Below are 23,346 nucleotides of genomic sequence, written 5' to 3'. Positions count from 1 at the left end.
ATGGGATCGGCGCAACGCGTACCGCAGATCATCAGGGGACTCGGCGGGGTGCTGCCCCGGTCGGTTCAGGCGCTGAGCGTTTCACCGGACTGGGCGCTGGCCTCGCCCCGCGGGATGCGTCAGCTGGGCGAGGTGTTGCTCGACGAGCTGACGCTGACCGGTATGACGCTGTTTGCTCCCGCCCCGGTGCTGGCCCGGCCGATGTCGGAGTGTGCGTCGGCCGCCGAGGAGCTGTCCGGCTTGAGTATCGAGGCCGCCCACGCCGCGCCGAACCCGTTGCAGGTGGCCGCAGTTCGCCGGCGCCGGCTGGCGGGGCTCACCGTCGAGCAGTTGAGCTTCCGGCACGATCCCCAATTGCCGCCGTCGTTGGCCGAGTTCGCCGGCCCGGCGACCGCCGCCGTACAGGTGTGCCGGCACCACGGTGCTCCGCGGCCCTGGCTGGTCTGGGTGCACGGGGCCGGTCAGGGCAGCTGGCCGGACCTGCTGGTGGCGCGGGTGGCGCGACTGCACCGCCTGGGTTTCAACATCGCGCTGCCGGTGCAGCCCGGCCACGGAGTGCGCCGCCGCGCCTGGCCGCCCTACCCCGGACACGATCCGCTGGCCAATATCGCCGGCATGATGCGCGCGATCTCCGAAGTCCGTGCGGTGGTGCGCTGGGTGGCGCCGCAGGCGACCGCGGTGACGGTGGCCGGTGTCTCGTTGGGTAGCCCGGTCGCCGCGCTGGTGTCGCACCTGGAGACCGACGTCGACGCCGTCGCGGTATATACCCCGATCGCCGGGCTCAACTCGATGATCGCCCACCACCTGTGGCGGTGGGGCCCGGCCGGGGTGTCGGTGTCCGACGCGTTGCACTCCGAGGTCGCCGCCGCATTGATGTCGGTGGTCGACCTGCTGCAGACCGACCCGACGCCGCCCGCGGAGCGCCGGCTGATCGTGGCGGCGCGACACGACCGGATGGCCTACCCGGAACCTGCGGTGGCCCTGCATCATCGGTGGGGCGGGCAGCTGTTCTGGCACGACGGCGGCCACGCCGGGCACCTCCTCTCGCGGCGGGTGCAGGTGCAGACGGAGCGATTTCTTCAGGAGGCGATCAGGTGACGCAACGCGTGCTCGACGAGCTCGGCTACTACCTGCTGGCCGGCGCCGGCGGCGAGGGCCCGGCCACGCTGATCGACGAGGCCCGCCGTGGCGAGGAGCTCGGGTTCGGCACCGCGTTCCTCTCCGAGCGGTGGAACGTCAAGGAAGCCTCATCGCTGGCCGGTGCGGCCTGCGCGGTCACCCGCCGGATGCAGATCGCGACCGCCGCCACCAATCACAACACCCGCCACCCGTTGATCACCGGGTCGTGGGCGACCACCCTGCACCGGTTGTCCGGCGGGCGGTTCACCCTCGGGCTCGGTCGCGGCGTGGCCGCCATGTACGCCGCGTTCGGCATCCCGGCGGTCACCACCGCGCAGCTGGAGGACTTCGCGCAGGTGATGCGCCGGCTGTGGCGCGGTGAGGTGATCCTCAACCACGACGGGCCGATCGGGCGCTACCAGGTGCTGTTCTTGGATCCCGACTTCGACGAAGACGTCCGGCTGGCATTGGTGGCGTTCGGCCCCGACACGCTGGCGCTGGGCGGCCGGCTCTTCGACGACGTCATTCTGCACACCTATTTCACTCCGGAGACCTTGCAGCGCAGCGTGACAACGGTCAAGCAGGCCGCCGAGCGGGCCGGCCGTGACCCGGACACGGTCCGGGTGTGGTCGTGTTTCGCGACCGTCGGCGATCACCTGCCCGAGGAGCTGCGGATGAAGAAGACCGTCGGCCGGCTGGCCACCTACCTGCAGGGTTACGGCGATCTGCTGGTGCGCACCAACGACTGGGATCCCGCTGTGCTGCAACGCTTCCGGGAGGACCCGGTGGTGACCTCGATCCCCGGCGGTATCGATCACAAGGCCACCGCCGCTCAGATCGAGCACATCGCGACGTTGATCCCCGACGAATGGCTGGAGCCGTCGGCGACCGGGCCGGCTCGCCGCTGCGCGGAGCGCATCCGGGCCGAGTTCGGCTACGGCGCCGACGCGGTGATCATGCACGGCGCCACTCCCGACGAATTGGAGCCGGTGGTCAGCGCCTACCGCGACATCATCGACCGCCGAGCGTGAAGTCGGCTTCACGTTCGCGCGGGAACCGGGTCAGTCCAGGCCGCCGCGGATGGTGTCGAACGCGTCACCGAGGGCCTGGGGCAGCGCCAGCGATGCGTCGCCCAGCCAGTGTTCGTAGGCGCTCAGCGCAACGCCGAGCATCGTCCACGCCACCGTCTGCGGTCGCAGGTCGGTCGCGGCCGCCTCGACCCGGCGCGCCACGAATTCGGCGATGACGCCGCGCCAGCCCGCGTACATCGTCATCGAGTAGGCCTGCAGTTCGTCGGTTTGCAGGATTACTCGCATTCGCCGGCGATGCCGGGCCGTCTCGCCCTCGTCGAAGGTGTTGAACGCCAACAGCGCCCCGCGCAGGGCGTCCCCGAGCGGTGCGTCGGGATCGATGCCGTCCAGCAGCTCGCGCAGCTGCCGCAGGTGTGCGTCGAAGTCGCCCCAGGGGATGGCGTTCTTGGAGGCGTAGTACCGAAACAGCGTGCGGCGCGCGATGCCGGCGGCGTGTGCGACGTCATCGACGCTGACGTCGGCGAACCCGCGAGTGGCGAACAGATCGATGGCCACGTCGGCGATGTCCTCCCGCGTGGTCGAGCGGCGACGGCCTACCTTCGCCTGCACGTGCGATCCGGTCCCGGCCACTTTTCTCCCGACCCATCTTCCATATCGGCACTCGATGCCATATCCTTACCGGGATTGTGACCGATCTGACAGCGCGCTGTCGACCCACCCGCGAAGAAAGGCCCGGACCGATGGACAACCAGCAGACCGAAGCCAGCACCCAGACCGAGCTCGTCGTCGAGAACCTGGTCGAAGAAGTGTCCATCGACGGGATGTGCGGGGTCTACTGACCGTGTCCGTCGCCGCCGGGGCGGCGCGCGTCACCGAAAGCTTCAACCCGGACGTGGGCTGGCGTCTGCATCCGCAGGTCGCGGTGCGGCCGGAGAACTTCGGCGCGCTGCTGTATCACTTCGGGACGCGCAAGCTGTCGTTCCTGAAGAACCTCACCATGGTCACGCTGGTCAACTCGCTGGCCGAGCACCCCGACGCCAGGTCGGCCTGCCGTGCCGCGGGGATCGACGACGCCGCCGAGCCGGCCTACCTGCGTGCCCTGGGCGTCCTAGCGGCGTCCGACATCCTGATCGCCGCGGACCCCAAGGAGACACCGTGACCGCACCCGCCGCAGCCCCGAGCCTGGTCGAGCACTTCGAGCACGGCCTGGAGGCCCCGATCTGCTTGACCTGGGAGCTCACCTACGCCTGCAACCTGGCCTGTGTGCACTGCCTGTCCGCGTCGGGCCGGCGGGACCCGCGTGAGCTGTCCACGAGGGCGTGCAAGGACATCATCGACGAGCTGGAACGCATGCAGGTGTTCTACGTCAACATCGGTGGCGGCGAACCCACTGTGCGAGACGACTTCTGGGAGTTGGTGGACTACGCCACCGCCCACCACGTCGGGGTGAAGTTCTCCACCAACGGGCTGCGGATCACCCCGGAGGTGGCGGCCAAGCTGGCGGCCAGCGACTACGTCGACGTCCAGATCTCCCTCGACGGAGCCACCGCCGAGGTCAACGACCCGATCCGCGGCAAAGGCTCGTTCGACATGGCGATCCGTGCCCTGGAGAACCTGTCCGCGGCCGGTTTCACCGACGCCAAGATCTCGGTCGTGGCGACCCGCCACAACATCGACCAGCTCGACGACTTCGCCGAGCTGGCAGCGCGATATGGGGCCACGCTGCGGATCACCCGGCTGCGTCCGTCCGGCCGGGGGGTCGACGTCTGGGACGACCTGCACCCCACCGCCGACCAACAGAAGCAGCTGTACAACTGGCTGGTCGCCAAGGGCGAGGGCGTGCTGACCGGAGACTCGTTCTTCCACCTGGCGCCGCTGGGCCAGTCCGGCGCGCTGGCCGGGCTGAACATGTGCGGGGCCGGCCGGGTGGTCTGCCTGATCGACCCGATCGGCGACGTCTACGCCTGCCCGTTCGCCATCCACGACGAGTTCCTGGCCGGAAACGTGTTGGCCGACGGCGGATTCGATCAGGTCTGGAAGCATTCCAAGCTGTTCAACGACCTGCGCAGCCCCAAGGCGGGCGGCGCCTGCGCCAGCTGTCCCCTGTATGACACCTGCCGGGGCGGCTGCATGGCGGCCAAGTTCTTCACCGGCCTGCCGATGGACGGGCCCGACCCGGAATGCGTCCGCGGGTTCGGCGAGGAGGCGCTGGCCGGCGAGCGGCAGAAGCCGCGCCCGAGCAGCGACCACTCCCGCGGAAAGCGCAGCAGCGCGCCGCGGTCGTTGACCCTGATCGCCCCCCCGAAGCCGCCTAAGCGGCTCTGCGATGAAAGCCCCATCTGACCCATGGCCCGTGATATCTGGTTCGAAACCGTCGCGATCGCTCAGGAGCGGGCGCGCAAGCGCCTCCCTAAGTCCGCGTACTCGTCGCTGATCTCGGCCAGCGAGAAAGGCGTCACCGTCTCGGACAACGTCGAGTCGTTCAGCGAGCTGGGTTTCGCACCGCACGTGGTCGGTGCGTGCGAGAAGCGTGATCTGACGACCACCGTTATGGGCCAGGAGATTTCATTTCCGGTGATGATCTCGCCCACGGGCGTGCAAGCCGTCGACCCGGACGGCGAGGTGGCTGTCGCGCGGGCGGCCGCCGCGCGCGGCACCGCGATGGGACTGTCGTCGTTCGCCAGCAAGCCGATGGAAGAAGTCATCGCGGCCAACCCCAAGACGTTCTTCCAGATCTACTGGCTGGGGGGGCGCGACGCGATAGCCGAACGCGTCGAGCGCGCTCGAGCCGCCGGTGCGGTCGGCCTCATCGCCACCACCGACTGGTCGTTCTCGCACGGCCGGGACTGGGGCAGCCCCAAGATCCCCGAGAAAATGGACCTCAAGACCATGGTCAAGATGATGCCGGAGGCGCTGACCCGACCGCGGTGGTTCCTGCAGTGGGCCAAGACCATGCGCCCGCCGAGCCTGCGGGTGCCCAACCAGGGCCGGCGCGGTGAACCGGGACCGCCGTTCTTCCAGGCCTACGGCGAGTGGATGGGAACCCCCCCGCCGACCTGGGAGGACATCGCCTGGCTGCGGGAACTCTGGGGCGGGCCGTTCATGCTCAAGGGAGTGATGCGCGTCGACGACGCGAAAAAGGCTGTCGACGCCGGGGTTTCGGCGATCTCCGTGTCGAACCACGGCGGCAACAACCTGGACGGTACGCCCGCGGCGATCCGGGCCCTGCCGGCCGTCGCCGAGGCGGTCGGCGACCAGGTCGAGGTGCTGCTCGACGGCGGCATCCGGCGGGGCAGCGACGTGGTCAAGGCGCTGGCGCTGGGCGCCCGGGCGGTGATGATCGGCCGCGCCTATCTGTGGGGTCTGGCCGCGGCCGGGCAGCCCGGGGTGGAGAACGTCCTCGACATCCTCCGCAGCGGCGTCGACTCGGCACTGATGGGCCTCGGGCGGGCCTCGGTGCACGACCTGTCGGCTGAGGACGTGCTGATTCCGGCCGGCTTCACCCGCGCGCTCGGCGTGCCCTCCGACGGAGGCTAGGGCAAACGGCGGCGGCCCGCCGCTAGCCCGGTCAGGCCGCGTCCATCCGCGAACCCGCGGGTCCGCCCGTGATACGCCCGTGGCGGACGGGACACACGTGATGACCCAGGACGCACCGGGGGATCCGGCGGCCGGAAATTTCTCTGCTGTCGTCGCCAACAACTGGTGTACGGCAGATGAATTCGCTTACCATCGTCCGATGGCGGTTCGCGGCGACCTCGGCAGCTCTACTTCGAGCCAGGTCCACAGCCAGCTGCCGGGGCAATCGGTGACGCTGCTGGTACCGGTCGGGTCGACGGAACAGCACGGGCCGCACTTGCCGTTGGACACCGACACCCGGATCGCGCAGGCGCTCGCCCGAGCGCTCTCGGAGCGGCTGGCCGGGTCCCCGACGGGGCACGCCTGGCCGGTGGCGCCGGCGGTGGCATACGGCGCCAGCGGTGAGCACCAGAGCTTCGCCGGGACGATCTCGATCGGGACCGACGCGTTGAGCCGGGTGCTGCTGGAGTACGGCCGATCGGCCTGCTGCTGGGCGCAGCGGGTGGTGTTCGTCAACGGCCACGGCGGCAACATGCAAGCGCTGGCCGAGGCGGTGCGCCGGCTGCGCTCCGAGGCGCGTGATGTCGCCTGGCTGCCGTGCGCCGCCGCGGAGGCCGATGCCCATGCCGGGCACGCGGAAACTTCTCTGCTGCTTTATCTTTCGCCCGACGAGGTCCGATTTAACCGGGCGCAGCCGGGTAACAGCGCGCCCCTGGCGCAGCTGCTGCCGGCGATGCGCCGCGGTGGCGTCGCCGCAGTGAGCGCGGTTGGTGTGCTCGGCGACCCGACCACCGCCACCGCCGACGAGGGGCGCCGGCTGTTCGCCGAGATGGTCGACAACAGCGCCGCGGCGGTCGAGGCCTGGGCACCCGGGCCGGACGGAATGCTGCGATGACCCCGTCTCGCCTGCCTGACGGTTTCGCCGTACAGGTCGACCGCAAGGTTCGGGTGCTGGGCAGCGGGTCGACGCTGCTGGGCGGGTCACCCACCCGGTTGCTGCGGCTGGCGCCGGCGGCCCAGGGCATGCTGTCCGACGGGCGCCTGGAAGTACGCGACGCCGTCAGCGCCCAGCTGGCCCGCACCCTGCTCGATGCCACGGTCGCTCACCCCCGTCCCGCCGGTGGACCGTCGCATCGCGATGTGACCGTCGTTATTCCAGTGCGGGACAACGTCGTCGGGCTCAATCGGTTGATCGCCTCACTACGGGGACTGCGCGTCGTAGTGGTGGACGACGGGTCGCAAGTCCCGGTCCGCCCCGAGGATCTGACCGCGGCGCACTGCTGCGATATCGAGGTACTGCGCCATCCGGAGAGCAGGGGACCGGCGGCCGCGCGCAACACCGGGCTGGGCGCGTGCACCACGGACTTCGTCGCATTCCTGGACTCCGACGTGGTGCCGCGCCGGGGTTGGCTCGAAGCGCTGCTGGGCCACTTCTGCGATCCCACCGTTGCGCTGGTCGCCCCCCGCATCGTCGGTATGGTCGCTCACGACCACCTGGTCGCGCGGTACGAGGCCATCCGTTCATCGCTGGACCTCGGTGGGTGCGAGGCACCCGTGGTCCCCTACGGCAAGGTCGCCTACGTCCCGAGCGCGGCGATCATCTGCCGTTGTTCGGCACTGCGCGACCTGGGCGGGTTCGACGAGGCGCTGCGCTCCGGTGAGGACGTCGACCTGTGCTGGCGGCTGGTCGACGCCGGTAACCGGTTGCGTTACGAACCGATCGCGCTGGTCGCCCACGATCACCGGATCGCACTGCGGGATTGGGTGGCGCGCAAAGCGTTTTACGGCGGGTCAGCCGCACCGCTGTCGGCCCGGCACCCGGACAAGGCCGCGCCGATGGTGATCTCCGGCTGGGCGCTGGCGGGCTGGGCGCTGATGGCGCTCGGCTCGGCGCTGGGCCATCTCGCGTCCTTGGCGATCACCGCGCTGACCGGCCACCGGGTCGCCCGGTCCATGCGCGGGCCGGACACCGCACCCGCCGACGTGATCGCGGTGACCCTGCGCGGTCTGGCGGCTGCCGGACTGCAGATCGCCTCAGCGCTGTGCCGGCACTACTGGCCGATCGCACTGCTTGCCGCGTGCGTGTCGCAGCGCTGCCGCCGGGTGGTGCTGATAGCGGCAATCAGCGACGGAATAGTGGACTGGCTGCGGCATGCGCGCAGCGATGGCGACGACTCCCGGCCGCTCGGACTGCCCGCCTACCTGCTGCTCAAACGGGTCGACGACCTGGCCTACGGGGCGGGTCTGTGGGGTGGGGTGCTGCGCGAGCGCAACCTTGCCGCACTCAAGCCGCAGATCCGTAGTTAGGCCGCTTTGACGGCTCCGGTGGTACACAGCGATGCCCTGGTGGTGGGGGCGGGCAGCGCGGGAGCGATTGTGGCGGAACGGCTGTCGTCGGATCCGTCCTGCATCGTGACGGTGCTGGAAGCCGGGGTCGGGCTAGTCGATCCGGACCTGGCGATGCAGGCGGCGAACGGTAGGCGCTTGCCGATCGGTCCCGGCAGCCGACTGGTGCGCCGCTATGAGGCGGCGCTGACCGCCCGGGACCCCCGGCCGGCGGCGATCATGCGCGGCTCGACCCTCGGTGGCTCCGGAGCCGTCAACGGCGGCTATTTCTGCCGGGGGATGCCCGCCGACTTCGACACTTGGCCGCCCGGCTGGTCGTGGCCCGAGGTGCTGACATCGTTCCGGGCGATCGAAACGGACCTCGACTTCAGCGGTGACCAGCACGGTGGCCGCGGACCGATACCGGTCCAGCGCACGACCGAGATGTGCGATGGCACAAAGGCATTTGTCGAATCCGTGCAGCGGCGCGGCTTCGGGTGGATCTCCGACCTGAACGACGCGACGATGACGTCGTCGCCCGGCGTGGGTGCCGTGCCACTCAACATCGTCGACGGCGTGCGCAACGGGCCGGGCGCGGCGTATCTGCTGCCCGCGCTCGACCGGCCGAATCTGGCGGTGCTCACCGAAACCCAGGCCGTCCGGGTGGAGATCGAGCGGGACCGAGCCCGAGCGGTGCACGCGATCGGACCGGCCGGGCCGATTCGGCTGACAGCAAACCGAATCGTGTTGTGTGCCGGGGCGATCGAGTCGGCGCATCTGCTGATGCTGTCCGGGATCGGAGAGGAGGCGATGCTGCGCCAGGCGGGCGTCGCGGTACGGGCAGCGCTCCCGGTCGGCCGGCACTGCGCAGACCATCCGGAATGGCTGGTCGCGGCCGACTGGCCGGGGACGCCCGACCGCCCCCCGCTGGAGGCCGTGCTGTGCGACGACGATCTCGAAATCCGGCCCTACACAGCGGGATTTGCCGCGATGATCGACGACGGCTGGCCGGCTCGGCCACCCGAGATCGGAGTGGCGCTGATGACACCGCGGGCACGTGGCCGGCTGACGCTGGTGTCGGACGACCCGCGGGTGCCTCCGCGTATCGAGCACCGCTACGACACCGAACCCGACGACGTGGCCGCACTGCGCCGCGGCGTCGACCTGGTCGCCCAGCTGCGGGGCATGCGGCCCGGCGCCGCTGAACCGCGCTGGTCGACGTCCCAACACTTTTGCAGCAGTGCGCCGATGGGCTCGTACGACGACGACACGGCGGTGCTCGATAACCAGTGCCGGGTGCGCGGCATCGAGGGGCTATGGGTGATCGACGGCTCGGCGCTGCCCCGGGTCCCGAGCCGCGGCCCACACGCGACGATCGCGATGCTGGCGCACCGGGCGGTGGAGTTCGTACGTGGTCAGGGGTGCAGCCGGTAGCGCACCGGCAGGTGCTTGACGCCGCCGACGAACGTCGTCGAAATCAGTTGCGGCTCACCGGCCATCTCGATGGCATCCAGCCGGGGGAGAAGTTCGCGGAAGAAGCTGTCGATCTCCATTCGGGCCAGCGCGGAGGCCACGCAGAAATGCACGCCGTAGCCGAACGACAGGTGCTTGTTCGGGTCGCGGCCGACGTCGAAGCGGAACGGGTCGTCGAAGACCTCCTCGTCACGGTTGGCCGAAACGTAAGACAGATAGACCGATTCACCTTTGGCGATCGGCACCCCGCGCACCTGGGTGTCGGCGGTGGCGGTGCGCATGAACTCCTTGACCGGAGTCACCCACCGGATGATCTCCTCGACCGCGGTGGGCATCAGCGAAGGGTCGGCGCGCAGTCGTTCGCGTTGGTCGGGGTGCTCGATGAGCGCTTGCAACCCGCCGCCGATCGCCGCGCTGGTGGTGTCGTGACCGGCGGTGGCGATGATGACGTAGTAGGAGACGGTGTCGAGGTCCGACAGCGGCTCGCCGTCGATGCGGGCGTTGGCGATGGTCGAGGCGAGGTCTTCGGTGGGGTGGGCGCGCCGGTCTGCGGTAAGGGCGTTGAAGTAGGCGAAGAAGTCCAGCAGCACCGGCAGCTGTTCTTCCGGGGTGATGCCGCGCCGGTACTCGTCGTCGTCGCCACCGAACAGTTCCTGGGTCAGTCGCAGCATCCGCGGAAAGTCCGATTCCGGCAGGCCCAACAGCGACATGATCACGTACAGCGGGTAATTCAGCGCGATGTCCTGCACGAAGTCGCACTCCGGGCCGATCCGCAGCATCTCGTCGACGTAGCGTTTGGCGAGCTCGTCGATGCGGGCCTTCATCGCGCGCATCGCCTTGGGCCGGAACCAGTCCGAGACGATCGCGCGCATCTTGTGGTGGTGCGGGTCGTCCATGTGGATCAGGGTGCGCAGCCCCATCCCGGACTCCAGCAGCGAGCGCTGCAGATCGTCGGCGTCGGCGGGGGCCAGCACCGGACGCGGCTCGTTGACCCACAGCAGGTTGTCGCGCTCGATGTCCATGATGTCGGCGTGCCGGGTGATCGCCCAGAACGGCCGGTAGGGCCGAACGTCCACCAACGACACCGGCGCGTTGGCCCGCAGGTGGGTCAGGGCCGCGTGCAGACGCGGTTCGTCGGTGTAGGCACTGGGGTCGGCGAACACCCGGGCGGCCTGGTCGATGATCGGTGCACTCACGGCGGCTCCTTAGCCCATTTTCTTGACACGTGTCAGCTTTACTCCAGTGTCGGCGATATTGGCCCGTCGTGGCGCCGCTTTGCGACGATCGGCCGGGTTTGATTCGGCGGTCCAGCTTCGCCTCTCCTCCGTCGATCCTTGCTAACCGCCGGATTAGGCTCATCGGTCATGTCGACCGGATCTCGTCGCCGTCGCGGCCTGCGGGCCGGCGCGATCGCCCTGGCGCTGCTCGTGGTGCTGGCCGGCGGGTGCGCGCGCTCCGACGGCGCCGCGACCCAATCGGGCATCGGGCCGCGTGCGGTTGCGCTCAACGCCGACGTGGTGCGTACCGCCGCCGGGCTGCTGCGGGGGACGGTCGCGCCGGATCATCGCCTGTTCCAAGGCGTCCCGTACGCCGCGGCGCCGGTCGGGCCGCTGCGCTGGCAGCCACCGGCGCCGATGCCGGCGTGGCAGGGCGTGCGCGACGCCGTCAAACGCGGCCCGTGGTGCATTCAGCCGGACGCGGCCGAGGTGGACCCGATCAGCGAGGACTGCCTGTCGCTCAACGTGTGGACGCCGACCGGTTCGGCCGCCGAGCCGTTGCCGGTCATGGTCTGGATCCACGGCGGCAGTTTCATGCGGGGCGCCGGCGACATCTACCACGCACAGCGGCTGTCGGTACGCGGCCGGATCGTCGTCGTCACCATCAACTACCGACTGGGCGCCTTGGGATTCCTGGCCGACCCCGCACTGGGGGAGGCCGGTAACTACGGGCTGGCCGATCAGCAGGCGGCGCTGCGCTGGGTGCGCGACAACATCGGCGCGTTCGGCGGCGACCCGGCCAAGGTGACCATCGCCGGAGAATCGGCCGGGGGCATGTCGGTCTGCGATCACCTGGTCGCACCGGAGTCGGCCGGTCTGTTCCGGGCCGCGATCATCCAGAGCGGGCCGTGCCAGGCGCAGGTCGAGGTCCCCGAAGCCCGGCGGGTCAGCCGCGACTACGCCGAAGCCCTGGGCTGCGCCGACCGGGGCAAGCCGGACGAGCAGGTCGCTTCCTGTCTGCGCGGTCTGCCGGCCGACCGGCTGACCAGACCGCTGTGGTACGCCCGATTCGGCACGGACCAGCTCAGCGGCCCGGCGGTGGGAACCCCGCTGCTGCCGGAGGACCCGGTGCGGGTGTTCCGCGATGGCCAGGCGGCCCGGGTGCCGGTGCTATTGGGCGTCAACCGCGACGAGTTCACCATGTTCGTCGCGCTGCGCTACCTGCGGGTGGGCCGGGAGATCGCCGCCGCGGAGTACCTCGACGAGCTGAAGGACACCTTCGGCTCCGGCGAAGGCGCCGCCGTGGCCGACCACTACCCGCCGGCACGCTTCGGCGACAGCATCTCCCTGGCCTATGCGGCGGCGGCGACCGACGACATCTTCGCCTGCCTGGCCGACCGGATGGCCCACGGGCTGGCCGGCGGCGCGCCGGTGTACGGCTACGAGTTCGACGACCCGCACGCCCCGGCGCCCGAGTTGTTCGACAACCTGCCGTTTGCAATCGGCGCCACCCACTCGCTGGAGCTGCGCTACCTGTTCGACATCGGCGGCGCGCCGCCCTTGAACCCCGCGCAGCGCCGGCTGTCGGACCAGATGATCGAGTACTGGACCGGTTTCGTGGTCAGCGGCGCACCGATCGGTGTCGGCCAGCCCGACTGGCCCGAGATCGCGAGCGGGTCCGACCGGCGGTGGATGTCGCTGCGGCCCGATGGCAGCCGGTTGATCACCGACTATGGCGCCGAGCACCAGTGTGAGTTCTGGGCGACTATTCGTTAGACCCGTTCGCCGAACGTGACACTGGCTTCACGTTCGAGCGGGAAAGAGACTAGGCCGGCGTGACCCAGGTGGTGATGTCGGCGTGCACGACCTCGGCGCCCGTCTTATCGGTGATGCTGACCGGCACGACCACCTCGGCACCTTCGGTGATCGCGGCGAAGTCCGGCGGCGCATCCAGGCGGGCGGTGGCCCGCAGCGACGTCGTCGCCTTGGCCAGGTAGGCCACGTTCATCGCCTTGGGGATCCAGCGGTGGCTGCGCGGGACGGTGGCCTCCATCAACATCCCCATCGCGACCTCGGCAGCGTTGCAGGAGGCGATCGCGTGCACCGTGTGCAGGTGGTTGTAGACGAACGGCCACTTGGGCACCAGCACCTCGGCCAGCCCGGGCTCCATCCGGACCACGTGCGGCAGCACCGACGCGAAGTAAGGGACCCGCGCCATGGTCGCGGCGGAGAACAGCCGGGTGCCGCCCGGGATCCCCGCCAGACGCCGCCATGCCTGATAAGTACTGGTAGTTCCGGTCACGCCGAGCTATCTTACCGGCAAGTAAGATCGCCTGGAGACCGGCTTCGCGGCGACCGGCCCGGGGGGTGGGCGGTGAGACGACCGGGGATTTGGCCGCTGACCCGATCTGGGGCATACTGTTCAGGTTCGCCTGCGCCGGGGTTGCCCCTGGCTGGGCATACGACCAGCGTCCACCCGGGCGCGTCCGGTCCCACTCTCGCAGTACGGGGTTTTTTCACCGTGAACGAGGCCGTGTGCGGGCGACACGCCCGACCGCGGGGACCGGTGGACCAGGACAGGTAAACAGCGGCGGCAGCGCCCAGCGCAATGTCGATACGGGCCCTAAGCGGGCCTGGCATTGACAAAGACGCGCGGGGCACACGGGTTCGAAAGACGAACCCCTTTGCAGGAGTGAGGTAGTAGAAGCGTGGCGGGACAAAAGATCCGCATCAGGCTCAAGGCCTACGACCATGAGGCCATTGACGCCTCGGCGCGCAAAATCGTCGAAACGGTCACTCGCACCGGTGCCAGCGTGGTGGGCCCGGTGCCGCTGCCGACCGAGAAGAACGTGTATTGCGTCATCCGGTCCCCGCACAAGTACAAGGACTCGCGGGAGCACTTCGAGATGCGCACCCACAAAAGGCTGATCGACATCCTCGATCCCACGCCGAAGACCGTTGACGCCCTGATGCGCATCGATCTGCCGGCCAGCGTCGACGTCAACATCCAGTAGGAGCACCGAAAAACCATGGCACGCAAAGGTATTTTGGGTACCAAACTGGGCATGACGCAGGTGTTCGACGAGAACAACAAGGTCGTGCCGGTCACGGTCGTCAAGGCCGGGCCCAACGTGGTGACCCGCATCCGCACCCCCGAGCGCGACGGCTACTCCGCCGTGCAGCTCGCTTACGGCGAGATCAGCCCTCGCAAGGTCAACAAGCCGCTGACCGGTCAGTACGCGGCCGCCGGGGTCAATCCGCGCCGGCACCTGACCGAGCTGCGCCTTGACGACGAGGCCGCTGCCGCCGAGTACGAGGTCGGCCAGGAGCTGACCGCCGAGATCTTCGCCGACGGCGCCTACGTCGACGTGACCGGCACCTCCAAGGGCAAGGGCTACGCCGGCACCATGAAGCGGCACGGCTTCCGCGGCCAGGGCGCCGGTCACGGCGCGCAGGCAGTGCACCGCCGGCCGGGTTCAATCGGCGGCTGCTCGACCCCGGGCCGGGTGTTCAAGGGCACCCGGATGTCAGGCCGGATGGGCAACGACCGCGTCACCACCCAGAACCTGGTGGTGCACAAGGTGGACGCCGAGAACGGCGTGCTGTTGATCAAGGGCGCCATTCCGGGACGCAACGGCGGGCTGGTTCTGGTCCGCAGCGCGATCAAAAAGGGTGAGAAGTAATGGCCGGCATCACAATTGACGTCAAGACACCGGACGGCAAGAAGAGCGGCTCTGTCGAGCTGCCCGCCGAGCTGTTCGACGCTCCCGCCAACATTGCGCTGATGCACCAGGTGGTCATCGCTCAGTTGGCCGCGGCCCGGCAGGGCACGCACTCCACCAAGACCCGCGGCGAGGTCCGCGGCGGTGGCCGTAAGCCTTACCGGCAGAAGGGAACCGGTCGCGCCCGTCAGGGTTCGACCCGGGCGCCGCAGTTCACCGGTGGTGGCGTGGTGCACGGCCCGAAGCCGCGCGACTACAGCCAGCGCACCCCGAAGAAGATGATCGCCGCCGCGCTGCGCGGCGCACTGTCGGACCGGGCGCGCAACGGCCGGATCCACGCGATCACCGAGCTGGTGAGCGGACAGACCCCGTCGACCAAGAGCGCCAAGGCGTTCCTGGGTTCGATCACCGACCGCAAGCAGGTGCTGGTGGTCATCGGCCGGGCCGACGAGACGGGTGCCAAGAGCGTGCGCAACCTGCCGGGGGTGCACATCCTCTCGCCGGACCAGCTCAACACCCACGATGTGCTGCGTGCCGACGACGTGGTGTTCAGCGTCGAGGCCCTGAACGCCTACATCGAGGCACACACCGCCAAAACCGAGGAGGTTTCGGCCTGATGGCGACCATCACCGACCCCCGCGACATCATCCTCGCGCCGGTCATCTCCGAGAAGTCCTACGGGCTGATCGAGGACAACGTGTACACGTTCGTGGTGCACCCCGACTCGAACAAGACGCAGATCAAGATCGCGATCGAGAAGATCTTCGCCGTCAAGGTCGCATCGGTGAACACCGCGAATCGGCCGGGTAAGCGCAAGCGGTCCCGGGCCGGCTACGGCAAGCGCAAGGACACCAAGCGCGCCATCGTGACCCTGGCGCCCGGCAGCAAGCCGATCGACCTGTTCGCCGCACCGGCCTGACCGGAGTGAGAGAGAGACCTAACTGACATGGGAATCCGCAAGTACAAGCCGACGACCCCCGGTCGTCGCGGTGCCAGCGTCTCCGATTTCGCCGAGCTCACCCGCTCTCACCCGGAGAAGTCGCTGGTTCGGCCGCTGCACGGCCGCGGCGGGCGTAACGCCCACGGCCGGATCACCACCCGGCACAAGGGCGGTGGCCACAAGCGCGCCTACCGGGTGATCGACTTCCGTCGCCACGACAAGGACGGCGTCAACGCCAAGGTCGCCCACATCGAGTACGACCCGAACCGCACCGCGCGCATCGCGCTGCTGCACTACCTGGACGGCGAGAAGCGCTACATCATCGCCCCGCAGGGTCTTTCGCAGGGCGACGTGGTGGAGTCGGGCGCCAACGCCGACATCAAGCCCGGTAACAACCTGCCGTTGCGCAACATCCCGGCGGGCACGCTGGTGCACGCCGTCGAGCTGCGGCCGGGCGGCGGCGCCAAGCTGGCCCGTTCGGCCGGCTCCAGCATCCAGCTGCTGGGTAAGGAAGGCAGCTACGCCTCGTTGCGGATGCCCTCCGGTGAGATCCGCCGGGTCGACGTGCGCTGCCGCGCCACCGTCGGCGAGGTGGGCAACGCCGAGCAGGCCAACATCAACTGGGGTAAGGCCGGCCGGATGCGGTGGAAGGGCAAGCGCCCCTCCGTCCGTGGTGTGGTGATGAACCCGGTGGACCACCCGCACGGTGGTGGTGAGGGCAAGACCTCCGGCGGCCGGCACCCGGTCAGCCCGTGGGGTAAGCCGGAGGGTCGCACCCGCCGGCCGAACAAGCCCAGCGACAAGCTCATCGTCCGACGCCGGCGCACCGGCAAGAAGCGCTAGGAAGCGGAGAGAAAGCGATGCCACGCAGCCTCAAGAAGGGTCCGTTCGTCGACGACCATCTGCTCAAGAAGGTCGACGTTCAGAACGAGAAGAACACCAAGCAGGTCATCAAGACCTGGTCGCGTCGGTCGACGATCATCCCGGATTTCATCGGGCACACGTTCGCCGTCCACGACGGCCGCAAGCACGTCCCGGTATTCGTCACCGAGTCGATGGTCGGGCACAAGCTCGGCGAATTCGCCCCGACGCGCACCTTCAAGGGACACATCAAGGACGACCGGAAGGCTAAGCGCCGGTGAGCGTAACGACTGAATTCCCGTCTGCTGTCGCCAAGGCCCGCTTCGTGCGGGTGTCGGCCAGCAAGGCGCGCCGGGTGATCGACCTGGTGCGCGGCAAGTCCGTGACCGAAGCGCTGGACATCCTGCGCTGGGCGCCGCAGCAGGCCAGCCTGCCGGTGGCCAAGGTCATCGCCAGCGCGGCGGCCAACGCCGAGAACAACAACGGCCTGGACCCGTCCACCCTGGTGGTGGCCACCGTCTACGCCGACGAGGGCCCGACCGCCAAGCGGATCAAGCCGCGCGCGCAGGGGCGCGCCTACCGGATCCGCCGGCGCACCAGCCACATCACCGTGGTGGTGGAGAGCCGGCCGGTGAAGGGCGGCGGTTCGGCGCAGTCTGCCGGTGCCACCCGGGCGCGTCGTGCGCAGGCCAGCAAGGCCGCCTCCGAGAAGGCGGGTGCGAAGGCGACCGAGAAGGCTCCGGCCAAGAAGGCGCCGGCGGCCAAGGCGACCGAGAAGGCAACCGAAAAAGCGGCGGCCAAGAAGGCGCCCGCCAAGAAGGCGGCAACCAAGAAGGCGCCTGAGACGTCCGACGCGAAGGAGGGCTCGGAGTAATGGGCCAGAAGATCAACCCGCACGGCTTCCGGCTCGGGATCACCACCGACTGGAAGTCGCGGTGGTACGCCGACAAGCAGTACGCGGACTACGTCAAGGAAGACGTGGCGATCCGCCGGCTGCTGTCGAGCGGGCTGGAGCGCGCCGGCATCGCCGACGTCGAGATCGAGCGCACCCGTGACCGGGTTCGCGTCGACATCCACACCGCCCGGCCCGGCATCGTCATCGGCCGTCGCGGCACCGAGGCCGACCGGATCCGTGCCGACCTGGAGAAGCTGACCGGCAAGCAGGTGCAGCTGAACATCCTCGAGGTCAAGAACCCCGAGTCGCAGGCGCAGCTGGTGGCCCAGGGCGTCGCCGAGCAGCTGAGCAACCGTGTGGCGTTCCGTCGCGCGATGCGCAAGGCGATCCAGTCGGCCATGCGTCAGCCCAACGTCAAGGGCATCCGGGTGCAGTGCTCGGGCCGTCTCGGTGGCGCCGAGATGAGCCGCTCGGAGTTCTACCGCGAGGGCCGGGTGCCGCTGCACACGCTGCGCGCCGACATCGACTACGGGCTGTACGAGGCCAAGACCACCTTCGGCCGGATCGGCGTGAAGGTCTGGATCTACAAGGGCGACATCGTCGGTGGCAAGCGCGAGCTGGCTGCCGCCGCACCGTCGGCCGACCGTCCCCGCCGGGAGCGGCCGTCGGGCACCCGCCCGCGTCGCAGCGGCGCCTCGGGTACCACCGCGACCAGCACCGACGCCGGTCGGGCCGCTGAGAGCACCGAGACCACCGCTGCTGCGGAACCGGTTACCGAGGGTGCAGCGACCCCGGAGGCACAAGCGACGCAGAGCACGGAGAGCTAAATCATGTTGATTCCCCGCAAGGTCAAGCACCGCAAGCAGCACCACCCGAAGCAACGCGGCCTCGCCAGCGGCGGCACCGCAGTGACGTTCGGTGACTACGGCATCCAGGCCCTGGAGCACGCCTACGTCACCAACCGGCAGATCGAGTCGGCGCGTATCGCCATCAACCGGCACATCAAGCGTGGCGGCAAGGTGTGGATCAACATCTTCCCGGACCGTCCGCTGACCAAGAAGCCCGCCGAGACCCGGATGGGTTCGGGTAAGGGTTCGCCGGAGTGGTGGGTCGCCAACGTCAAGCCGGGCCGGGTGCTGTTCGAGCTCAGCTACCCCAACGAGGCCATCGCCCGCGCCGCACTGACCCGGGCGATCCACAAGCTGCCGATCAAGGCGCGCATTGTCACCCGAGAGGAGCAGTTCTGATGGCAGTGGGAGTTTCCGCTGGCGAACTGCGCGAGCTGAACGCCGACGAGCTCGTCGAGCGGCTACGCGAGTCCAAAGAGGAGCTGTTCAACCTGCGTTTCCAGATGGCGACCGGGCAGCTCAGCAACAACCGTCGGCTCCGCACGGTGCGCCACCAGATTGCGCGCATCTACACCGTGTTGCGCGAACGGGAACTGGGCCTGGCGTCCGGTCCCGATGGTTCTGAAGGCGAGGCATCGTAATGGCAGAGGCTGCAAAGACCAAGGGGCCCAAGCACACTCCGCGCACGGAGAAGCCGCGGGGCCGCCGCAAGACCCAGATCGGCTACGTGGTCAGCGACAAGATGGAGAAGACCATCGTCGTCGAGCTGGAGGACCGGGCGAGGCACCCGCTCTACGGCAAGATCATCCGGACCACCAAGAAGGTCAAGGCGCACGACGAGAACAACACGGCCGGTATCGGCGACCGCGTGTCGCTGATGGAGACCCGGCCGCTCTCGGCGACGAAGCGCTGGCGCCTGGTGGAGATCCTCGAGAAGGCGAAGTAACGCCGGCTACGCCGGCAGCCTGACCCGCGCCGGCGGTTGCTGCGCGGGCCCTGCCGGCGGTTGCTGCGCGGGCGGGCCGAGCGGCACCTGCAAGGTCTCCAGTTCGTTCAACTGCTGGGCGGGCACCGCCAGGGTGCGCCGCATCGGCGTCGGCAGGCTGGTGCGCAGCGCGGTCAATTGCCGTCCGTTGAGGCGGTTCAAGCCGGCCGTGATGTTCCTACGCAGTCGCTGCGCGCTGTGGTAGCGCACCAACACCGAAACGTCGGTGTGGTGGTTGCGTGCGGTCAGCCGGACGGTGACCGCCGTGGTCTCGGCCGCAGGGAGCCAGAGCTGTTCCAGGTTCGCCGTGCAGATGTCGCGCGGCGACATCCAGAACGTGGCCGCAAACTGCTTGGGGCCCTTGCGCTCTTTCTGCTTGAGCCGGCGACCCCGCCGCCGGATCCGGGTCGGCTGGAGACCGGCCAGCACCGCGGCATCGACGTCGGCGAACTCTTCGGCCGGGAGCACGCGCGCGACCAGGTGCCGCTCCTGCAGCTCGTGGGCGAGCCGCTCGGTGGCTGCCGCCAGGGTTGCGGCCACCGAATCGCGCACGGCCACCGCATCGGCGTTGTGCATCGGGTCCATCCGAAGGATCAACCAGGTGTCTCGAGGCCCACAGTCAACCGGGCTGTGCGCGTCATCGGCGGGGTCGCCGTCGGCTGCAGCGTCGCATGTTCGCACCGAGACGATGTCGATCCCGTCGAGTCGCACGTCGAACTGCCGCAGCGCGGCGGCGACGATGCCGGCCGGCAGTGCGGTCGGCGGCTGGGGGGCGCGCCCGCGGCGGGCGGCGGGCTCCGGCCCGGGCGGCTGGACGGCGATCACTGTGACCAACTGGCCCCGGTATTCGCGCACGCCGACGACATCCGGACCATAGCGGCGCTGGTGATCGAAACCGGGCGTACAGCCTTCGGTGAGGAACGGCGCCGGATTGGCGAATCGATCCAACACCCGCGCCAGCACGATTGCCGTCAGCGGGACCCGGCGGTGGGTGATCAACGCGGCCATCGTCACCACGGCGGCGACTCCGACGCCCGGCCACCAGGCGCGGGCCGCCGACCCGAGCTGATCGGGCCAATGGCCGGCAATCCGCAAGATCGCGATGTCGATGAGAAATACCGTTGTCACCCGCAGCCAGGACAGATTCAGCCCAAAACTATGCTGTGCCTTCATCCTTGCGCCTGCCTCATGGTCCCCCGGGGAGTTTGTGGTGGTTGATGCGGTGACCGGGCTTCCCGGTTTGGTTGCACGCCAAACATCCCAGGCCTCCTAATCGGGAGACCTGGGATGTTGGGCCGGGCCGTCGACGACGGCCCGGGGTCTGAAGAGCATCAAATGCCGAGGAAGTCCGAAGGGTCGATGCTGCCGGCGATGTCCGCGGCGCCTCCGGAGGCGGCGTCAGCGGCGGTTCCTGCGGCGTCGGCTGCGCTTCCGGCGGCCGCGTCGGCTGCGGTTCCGGCGGCGTCGGCTGCGCCGCCGGCAGCATCGGCGCCCAGCGTGGATAGGCCGCTGAACGCGTCACCCGGATCGAGCAGTGCGGCCGCGTCGAAGTCGGTCGGAATGTTGAAGTCACCGAACGGAGTCGACAGCGTGTCGGTGATGGTGCTGGCGGCACCGTCCGCCCCCGGGATGGCGGTGTAGATGTTCTCGAACCCGTTCCCAAAGTTCATCACGTCGTACACCGTTCCCACCGCGGGCAGGTCAGACTCCGTCGCTCCGGAGGCCGGATCCACGTCGGTGATGGTGAACTCCGTGTTGTGGATGCCGCCAAAGAGATTCGTGACGTTCTCGCTGGCGGTCACGCTGCCCAGGTCGGTGGCACCGGACCCGGTCCCGCTGCTGACGTCGAAAGTCTGATCGCCCTCGCCGACCTGGAAGAACGGCGGCGCGCCGAACAACGGACTGAGCGGGGTGAAGCCCTCCGATCCGTCGGCCTGGACCGGGGTAAAGGTGTCCTGGCCGATGGTGAAGCCGTCGCTGCCGGCCGGCGTGCCGGGCGTGGCATCCGGTGTGCCGACGATCGGTGCGATGCCGCCCGTGTCGCCCAGCGGCGACGAGCCCGGCGTGCTGGTGTCAGGGGTGGTGCTGGTATCGGGCGTCGTGCTGGTATCAGGGGTGACGGCGCCGGTGTCGCCTAGCGAGGCAGTGGGGCTCGGGGCGTTGACGTCCAGGCCGAGGGCGCCGACGTTGCCCAGCAGGGCATCACCGCTCAGGTTGCTTCCCAGTCCGCTCGTCAGGGCGGTGCTGCCGACATTGCCCACGGTGTCGACACCATTGTCGGCGAAAGCGACTCCCGTGGGCACGAATGTGGTCGCGAGTAGACCTGCGGTGGCACCACCGACCGACAATATGATCCGACGATTCATTTCGGTGCGTTCCTTCCGTTCTTCGCTGTTCCCGGCCAATGAGCTCACCTTTGAACTCGCCCGGGCGTAGTTGAACATCGTCAAAGCGCCCGCCGCTACGGGCATCGCGCACCGCGATGCCGACACGGCGCGTCAATAGCGTTGGGCAACAACGTATGTCCGGACGCCCGGGACATTGACTCAATCCTCTCGGCGTCCTCGTCAGACGCTAACGGGTCGACGCTGCCGCCACCACCCCTGTGGGCGGATATTTCAACAGTTAATCTCAATGTAGAGAATCGCTTCCGTCGATCGACGCACGTAAAGGCCACGATGTAAGTCCTTGGGGCAGTTACCTTGTGGCTAAGATCAGCGTTTGACCAAGTTTCGTCTCAGCCGAGTCAAAGCAATCGTATTGCCGGAATGGAATTTTCGGTTTGACCATTCACGTCTGAGCTGCACACTGATCGCTATGGAACTACGCCAGCTGAAACATTTCGTCGCGGTGGCCGAAGAACTGCACTTCACCCGGGCGGCGGCGAAAGTGCACGTGGTGCAGTCCACTTTGTCCGCCTCGATCAGCGGTCTGGAGTCCGAACTCGGCACCGCGCTGCTGGTCCGCAACAATCGTCGTGTCGACCTCACCACCGCGGGGCAGGCGTTGCTGCCGGACGCCCAGAATGCCCTGGCCGCAGCAGAACGTGCGCGAGCCGCCGTCGACGCCGTCCGGGGGCTGTTGTCCGGAAAGCTGACGGTTGGGGTGATCCAGGGACTGGGGACCATCGACCTGCCCGCCCTGCTGGCGCGTTATCACCGAAGCTTCCCGCGCATCGAGATCACGTTGCGGCAGGACGCCATCGACGCGCTGGTGAACGCGACCGCCGACGGGAGCTTGGATCTCGCCTTCGTCAGCCGCCCCTATGACGCGAATCGGGTGAAGGAACTCTCGCTCGGTACCGAGTTTCTGGTGTTGGCGGTACGCCGCGATGACCCGCTCGCCCGCAACGAGACCGTCGCGCTGAGCGATCTGCAGCAGCGCGAATTCGTCGAGCGCCGGGCGGACCTGCGAACCCGCCTGCACATCGACAGCATCTGTGCCGACCTCGGCTTCCAACGGAGCATCTGCGCCGAGACCAACACGCCGGGAGATCTGGTCGATCTGGTCGCCGCCGGCCTGGGCATCGCCTTCCTTCCGCCGGCGCTGGTGGCGAAGTCAGAGCACATCGTCGGGGTGGCGACCGATCCCGGGATCCCCCGTGAGCTGGCGCTTATCACCCCCAGCGAGCGTGCACCCTCACCGGCGGCCGCGGCATTCCTCGGTGAGCTGCTCTCGGCCGGCGCGCCGGAGAACCCGGCAACCGGGCAGTGGCAGCAACCCGCGGTCTGAAAGACCCCGGCGCCGTCGACGGACGCGGTAGTCTCGCACCCGATCCGGGGGCCGACAGCGGAGTGAGCGATGGCGAGTTCGACCAGTTTCACAGGCAAGATCAATCTCGATATCCGGGATTCCGAACCCGACTGGGGGCCGTTCGCGGCGCCGACCGCTCCCGACGGTGCCCCCAACGTGCTCTACCTGGTGTGGGACGACACCGGTATCGCCACCTGGGACTGCTTCGGCGGACTGGTCGAGATGCCGGCGATGAACAGGATCGCTCAGCGCGGCATCCGGCTGTCTCAATTCCACACCACCGCGCTGTGTTCCCCGACCCGGGCGGCCCTGCTCACCGGGCGCAACGCCACCAGCGTCGGCATGGCCACCATCGAAGAGTTCACCGACGGCTTCCCCAACTGCAGCGGACGTATCCCGTTCGAAACCGCGCTGCGTAGGCCAGTGCCGCCTGGTGGCGGCCATGTTGGACTCCTCCAATGGCGTCAGATGCCATTTGCCGACACAGAAGGTGTTCCAGCCCCGCTCGGCGAGAACCTCACTGAGCAGCGCGGTTTCGAACGGGATACGTCCGCTGCAGTTGGGGAAGCCGTCGGTGAACTCTTCGATGGTGGCCATGCCG

The 23,346-nt window shown here is 68.8% G+C and carries 28 protein-coding genes; 23 read left to right on the top strand and 5 right to left on the bottom strand.

What is annotated here, in order from left to right; genetic code table 11:
* Positions 1 to 1,098, top strand: a complete 1,098-nt coding sequence (locus A5648_RS04130) for an alpha/beta fold hydrolase (protein ID WP_065023326.1) — start codon at positions 1 to 3, stop codon at positions 1,096 to 1,098.
* Entirely contained in the window at positions 1,095 to 2,150 is a 1,056-nt protein-coding gene (locus A5648_RS04125) for a TIGR03857 family LLM class F420-dependent oxidoreductase (protein WP_065023325.1), read from the top strand. Before A5648_RS04130 ends, A5648_RS04125 begins: the two co-directional genes overlap by 4 nt.
* A gap of 30 nt (positions 2,151 to 2,180) precedes the next feature.
* Here A5648_RS04125 and mftR read toward each other — a convergent pair whose 3' ends face one another.
* Positions 2,181 to 2,780, bottom strand: a complete 600-nt coding sequence (mftR, locus tag A5648_RS04120; protein WP_065023324.1) for a mycofactocin system transcriptional regulator — start codon at positions 2,778 to 2,780, stop codon at positions 2,181 to 2,183.
* A gap of 110 nt (positions 2,781 to 2,890) precedes the next feature.
* On the opposite strand from mftR, the gene mftA reads away from it, so the two are divergent.
* The 7 genes from mftA to mftG all read left to right on the top strand — a co-directional run bounded on the left by mftA (position 2,891) and on the right by mftG (position 9,485).
* Positions 2,891 to 2,989 carry a mycofactocin precursor MftA gene (gene mftA, locus A5648_RS04115; protein ID WP_064855838.1) on the top strand — a complete coding sequence of 33 codons (99 nt, stop codon included), beginning with the start codon at positions 2,891 to 2,893 and terminating at the stop codon, positions 2,987 to 2,989.
* A 2-nt stretch (positions 2,990 to 2,991) separates the two neighbouring features.
* Positions 2,992 to 3,309, top strand: a complete 318-nt coding sequence (gene mftB / locus A5648_RS04110; RefSeq protein WP_082966316.1) for a mycofactocin biosynthesis chaperone MftB — start codon at positions 2,992 to 2,994, stop codon at positions 3,307 to 3,309.
* Positions 3,306 to 4,493 carry a mycofactocin radical SAM maturase gene (mftC, locus tag A5648_RS04105; RefSeq protein ID WP_065023322.1) on the top strand — a complete coding sequence of 396 codons (1,188 nt, stop codon included), beginning with the start codon at positions 3,306 to 3,308 and terminating at the stop codon, positions 4,491 to 4,493. The genes mftB and mftC overlap by 4 nt, the downstream gene beginning before the upstream one ends.
* Positions 4,494 to 4,496: 3 nt before the next feature.
* Entirely contained in the window at positions 4,497 to 5,687 is a 1,191-nt protein-coding gene (mftD, locus tag A5648_RS04100; RefSeq protein WP_065023321.1) for a pre-mycofactocin synthase MftD, read from the top strand.
* A 199-nt stretch (positions 5,688 to 5,886) separates the two neighbouring features.
* The gene (gene mftE / locus A5648_RS04095) at positions 5,887 to 6,621 is read left to right on the top strand and encodes a mycofactocin biosynthesis peptidyl-dipeptidase MftE (RefSeq protein WP_065023320.1); all 735 of its coding nucleotides are present in this window, start codon (positions 5,887 to 5,889) and stop codon (positions 6,619 to 6,621) included.
* The gene (gene mftF / locus A5648_RS04090) at positions 6,618 to 8,033 is read left to right on the top strand and encodes a mycofactocin biosynthesis glycosyltransferase MftF (protein WP_065023319.1); all 1,416 of its coding nucleotides are present in this window, start codon (positions 6,618 to 6,620) and stop codon (positions 8,031 to 8,033) included. Before mftE ends, mftF begins: the two co-directional genes overlap by 4 nt.
* 6 nt (positions 8,034 to 8,039) lie before the next feature.
* Entirely contained in the window at positions 8,040 to 9,485 is a 1,446-nt protein-coding gene (gene mftG / locus A5648_RS04085) for a mycofactocin dehydrogenase MftG (protein ID WP_065023318.1), read from the top strand.
* On the opposite strand, the gene A5648_RS04080 is transcribed toward mftG, so the two are convergent.
* Entirely contained in the window at positions 9,467 to 10,720 is a 1,254-nt protein-coding gene (locus A5648_RS04080) for a cytochrome P450 (protein ID WP_065023317.1), read from the bottom strand. The genes mftG and A5648_RS04080 overlap by 19 nt on opposite strands.
* A 168-nt stretch (positions 10,721 to 10,888) precedes the next feature.
* Here A5648_RS04080 and A5648_RS04075 point away from each other — a divergent pair, with 168 nt between their 5' ends.
* Complete coding sequence (locus A5648_RS04075) at positions 10,889 to 12,517, top strand: carboxylesterase/lipase family protein (protein ID WP_065023316.1); 1,629 nt, start codon at positions 10,889 to 10,891, stop codon at positions 12,515 to 12,517.
* A 49-nt stretch (positions 12,518 to 12,566) separates the two neighbouring features.
* Here A5648_RS04075 and A5648_RS04070 read toward each other — a convergent pair whose 3' ends face one another.
* Positions 12,567 to 13,043 (bottom strand): hotdog fold domain-containing protein, encoded by a 477-nt coding sequence (locus A5648_RS04070; protein ID WP_065023315.1) that lies wholly within the window; start codon positions 13,041 to 13,043, stop codon positions 12,567 to 12,569.
* Between the two features lie 406 nt (positions 13,044 to 13,449).
* On the opposite strand from A5648_RS04070, the gene rpsJ reads away from it, so the two are divergent.
* Genes rpsJ through rpsQ form a run of 11 tightly spaced genes read left to right on the top strand, consistent with a single transcriptional unit; the run spans position 13,450 to position 18,953 of the window.
* Positions 13,450 to 13,755, top strand: coding sequence for a 30S ribosomal protein S10 (gene rpsJ / locus A5648_RS04065; RefSeq protein WP_003883485.1), 306 nt, complete (start codon positions 13,450 to 13,452; stop codon positions 13,753 to 13,755).
* Positions 13,756 to 13,770: 15 nt separating this feature from the next.
* A complete protein-coding gene (gene rplC / locus A5648_RS04060; protein ID WP_065023314.1) occupies positions 13,771 to 14,424 on the top strand; it encodes a 50S ribosomal protein L3 in 654 nt (217 codons plus the stop codon).
* Entirely contained in the window at positions 14,424 to 15,080 is a 657-nt protein-coding gene (gene rplD / locus A5648_RS04055; protein WP_065023313.1) for a 50S ribosomal protein L4, read from the top strand. The genes rplC and rplD overlap by 1 nt, the downstream gene beginning before the upstream one ends.
* On the top strand, positions 15,080 to 15,382 hold the full coding sequence (gene rplW, locus A5648_RS04050; protein WP_064855850.1) for a 50S ribosomal protein L23: 303 nt from the start codon (positions 15,080 to 15,082) through the stop codon (positions 15,380 to 15,382). Before rplD ends, rplW begins: the two co-directional genes overlap by 1 nt.
* Before the next feature lie 27 nt (positions 15,383 to 15,409).
* Positions 15,410 to 16,246, top strand: coding sequence for a 50S ribosomal protein L2 (gene rplB, locus A5648_RS04045; RefSeq protein ID WP_065023312.1), 837 nt, complete (start codon positions 15,410 to 15,412; stop codon positions 16,244 to 16,246).
* Between the two features lie 17 nt (positions 16,247 to 16,263).
* Positions 16,264 to 16,545 carry a 30S ribosomal protein S19 gene (gene rpsS, locus A5648_RS04040; RefSeq protein WP_006245110.1) on the top strand — a complete coding sequence of 94 codons (282 nt, stop codon included), beginning with the start codon at positions 16,264 to 16,266 and terminating at the stop codon, positions 16,543 to 16,545.
* The gene (gene rplV / locus A5648_RS04035; protein ID WP_065023311.1) at positions 16,542 to 17,138 is read left to right on the top strand and encodes a 50S ribosomal protein L22; all 597 of its coding nucleotides are present in this window, start codon (positions 16,542 to 16,544) and stop codon (positions 17,136 to 17,138) included. The genes rpsS and rplV overlap by 4 nt, the downstream gene beginning before the upstream one ends.
* A complete protein-coding gene (gene rpsC, locus A5648_RS04030; protein ID WP_065023310.1) occupies positions 17,138 to 17,986 on the top strand; it encodes a 30S ribosomal protein S3 in 849 nt (282 codons plus the stop codon). Before rplV ends, rpsC begins: the two co-directional genes overlap by 1 nt.
* A gap of 3 nt (positions 17,987 to 17,989) precedes the next feature.
* A complete protein-coding gene (rplP, locus tag A5648_RS04025; protein ID WP_013830258.1) occupies positions 17,990 to 18,406 on the top strand; it encodes a 50S ribosomal protein L16 in 417 nt (138 codons plus the stop codon).
* Positions 18,406 to 18,648, top strand: coding sequence for a 50S ribosomal protein L29 (gene rpmC / locus A5648_RS04020; RefSeq protein WP_065023309.1), 243 nt, complete (start codon positions 18,406 to 18,408; stop codon positions 18,646 to 18,648). Before rplP ends, rpmC begins: the two co-directional genes overlap by 1 nt.
* On the top strand, positions 18,648 to 18,953 hold the full coding sequence (rpsQ, locus tag A5648_RS04015) for a 30S ribosomal protein S17 (protein WP_065023308.1): 306 nt from the start codon (positions 18,648 to 18,650) through the stop codon (positions 18,951 to 18,953). Before rpmC ends, rpsQ begins: the two co-directional genes overlap by 1 nt.
* A gap of 6 nt (positions 18,954 to 18,959) precedes the next feature.
* On the opposite strand, the gene eccE is transcribed toward rpsQ, so the two are convergent.
* Together eccE and A5648_RS04005 are read right to left on the bottom strand one after the other, a co-directional pair.
* On the bottom strand, positions 18,960 to 20,165 hold the full coding sequence (eccE, locus tag A5648_RS04010; protein ID WP_065023307.1) for a type VII secretion protein EccE: 1,206 nt from the start codon (positions 20,163 to 20,165) through the stop codon (positions 18,960 to 18,962).
* A 158-nt stretch (positions 20,166 to 20,323) separates the two neighbouring features.
* Entirely contained in the window at positions 20,324 to 21,358 is a 1,035-nt protein-coding gene (locus A5648_RS04005; RefSeq protein WP_131810516.1) for a hypothetical protein, read from the bottom strand.
* Between the two features lie 451 nt (positions 21,359 to 21,809).
* Between A5648_RS04005 and A5648_RS04000 the strand changes: the two genes are divergently transcribed.
* Together A5648_RS04000 and A5648_RS03995 are read left to right on the top strand one after the other, a co-directional pair.
* Positions 21,810 to 22,724, top strand: a complete 915-nt coding sequence (locus A5648_RS04000) for a LysR family transcriptional regulator (protein WP_065023305.1) — start codon at positions 21,810 to 21,812, stop codon at positions 22,722 to 22,724.
* A gap of 69 nt (positions 22,725 to 22,793) precedes the next feature.
* On the top strand, positions 22,794 to 23,346 hold a 553-nt coding region (locus A5648_RS03995; RefSeq protein WP_342707236.1), incomplete at its 3' end, for a sulfatase-like hydrolase/transferase.

Origin of the sequence: Mycolicibacter sinensis (genome assembly GCF_001673565.1) — a bacterium.
In the GTDB taxonomy this organism is placed as follows: domain Bacteria; phylum Actinomycetota; class Actinomycetes; order Mycobacteriales; family Mycobacteriaceae; genus Mycobacterium; species Mycobacterium sinense_C.
The sequence above is the reverse complement of the archived record's forward strand: the minus strand, read 5'-3'. Positions and strand labels throughout refer to the sequence as shown.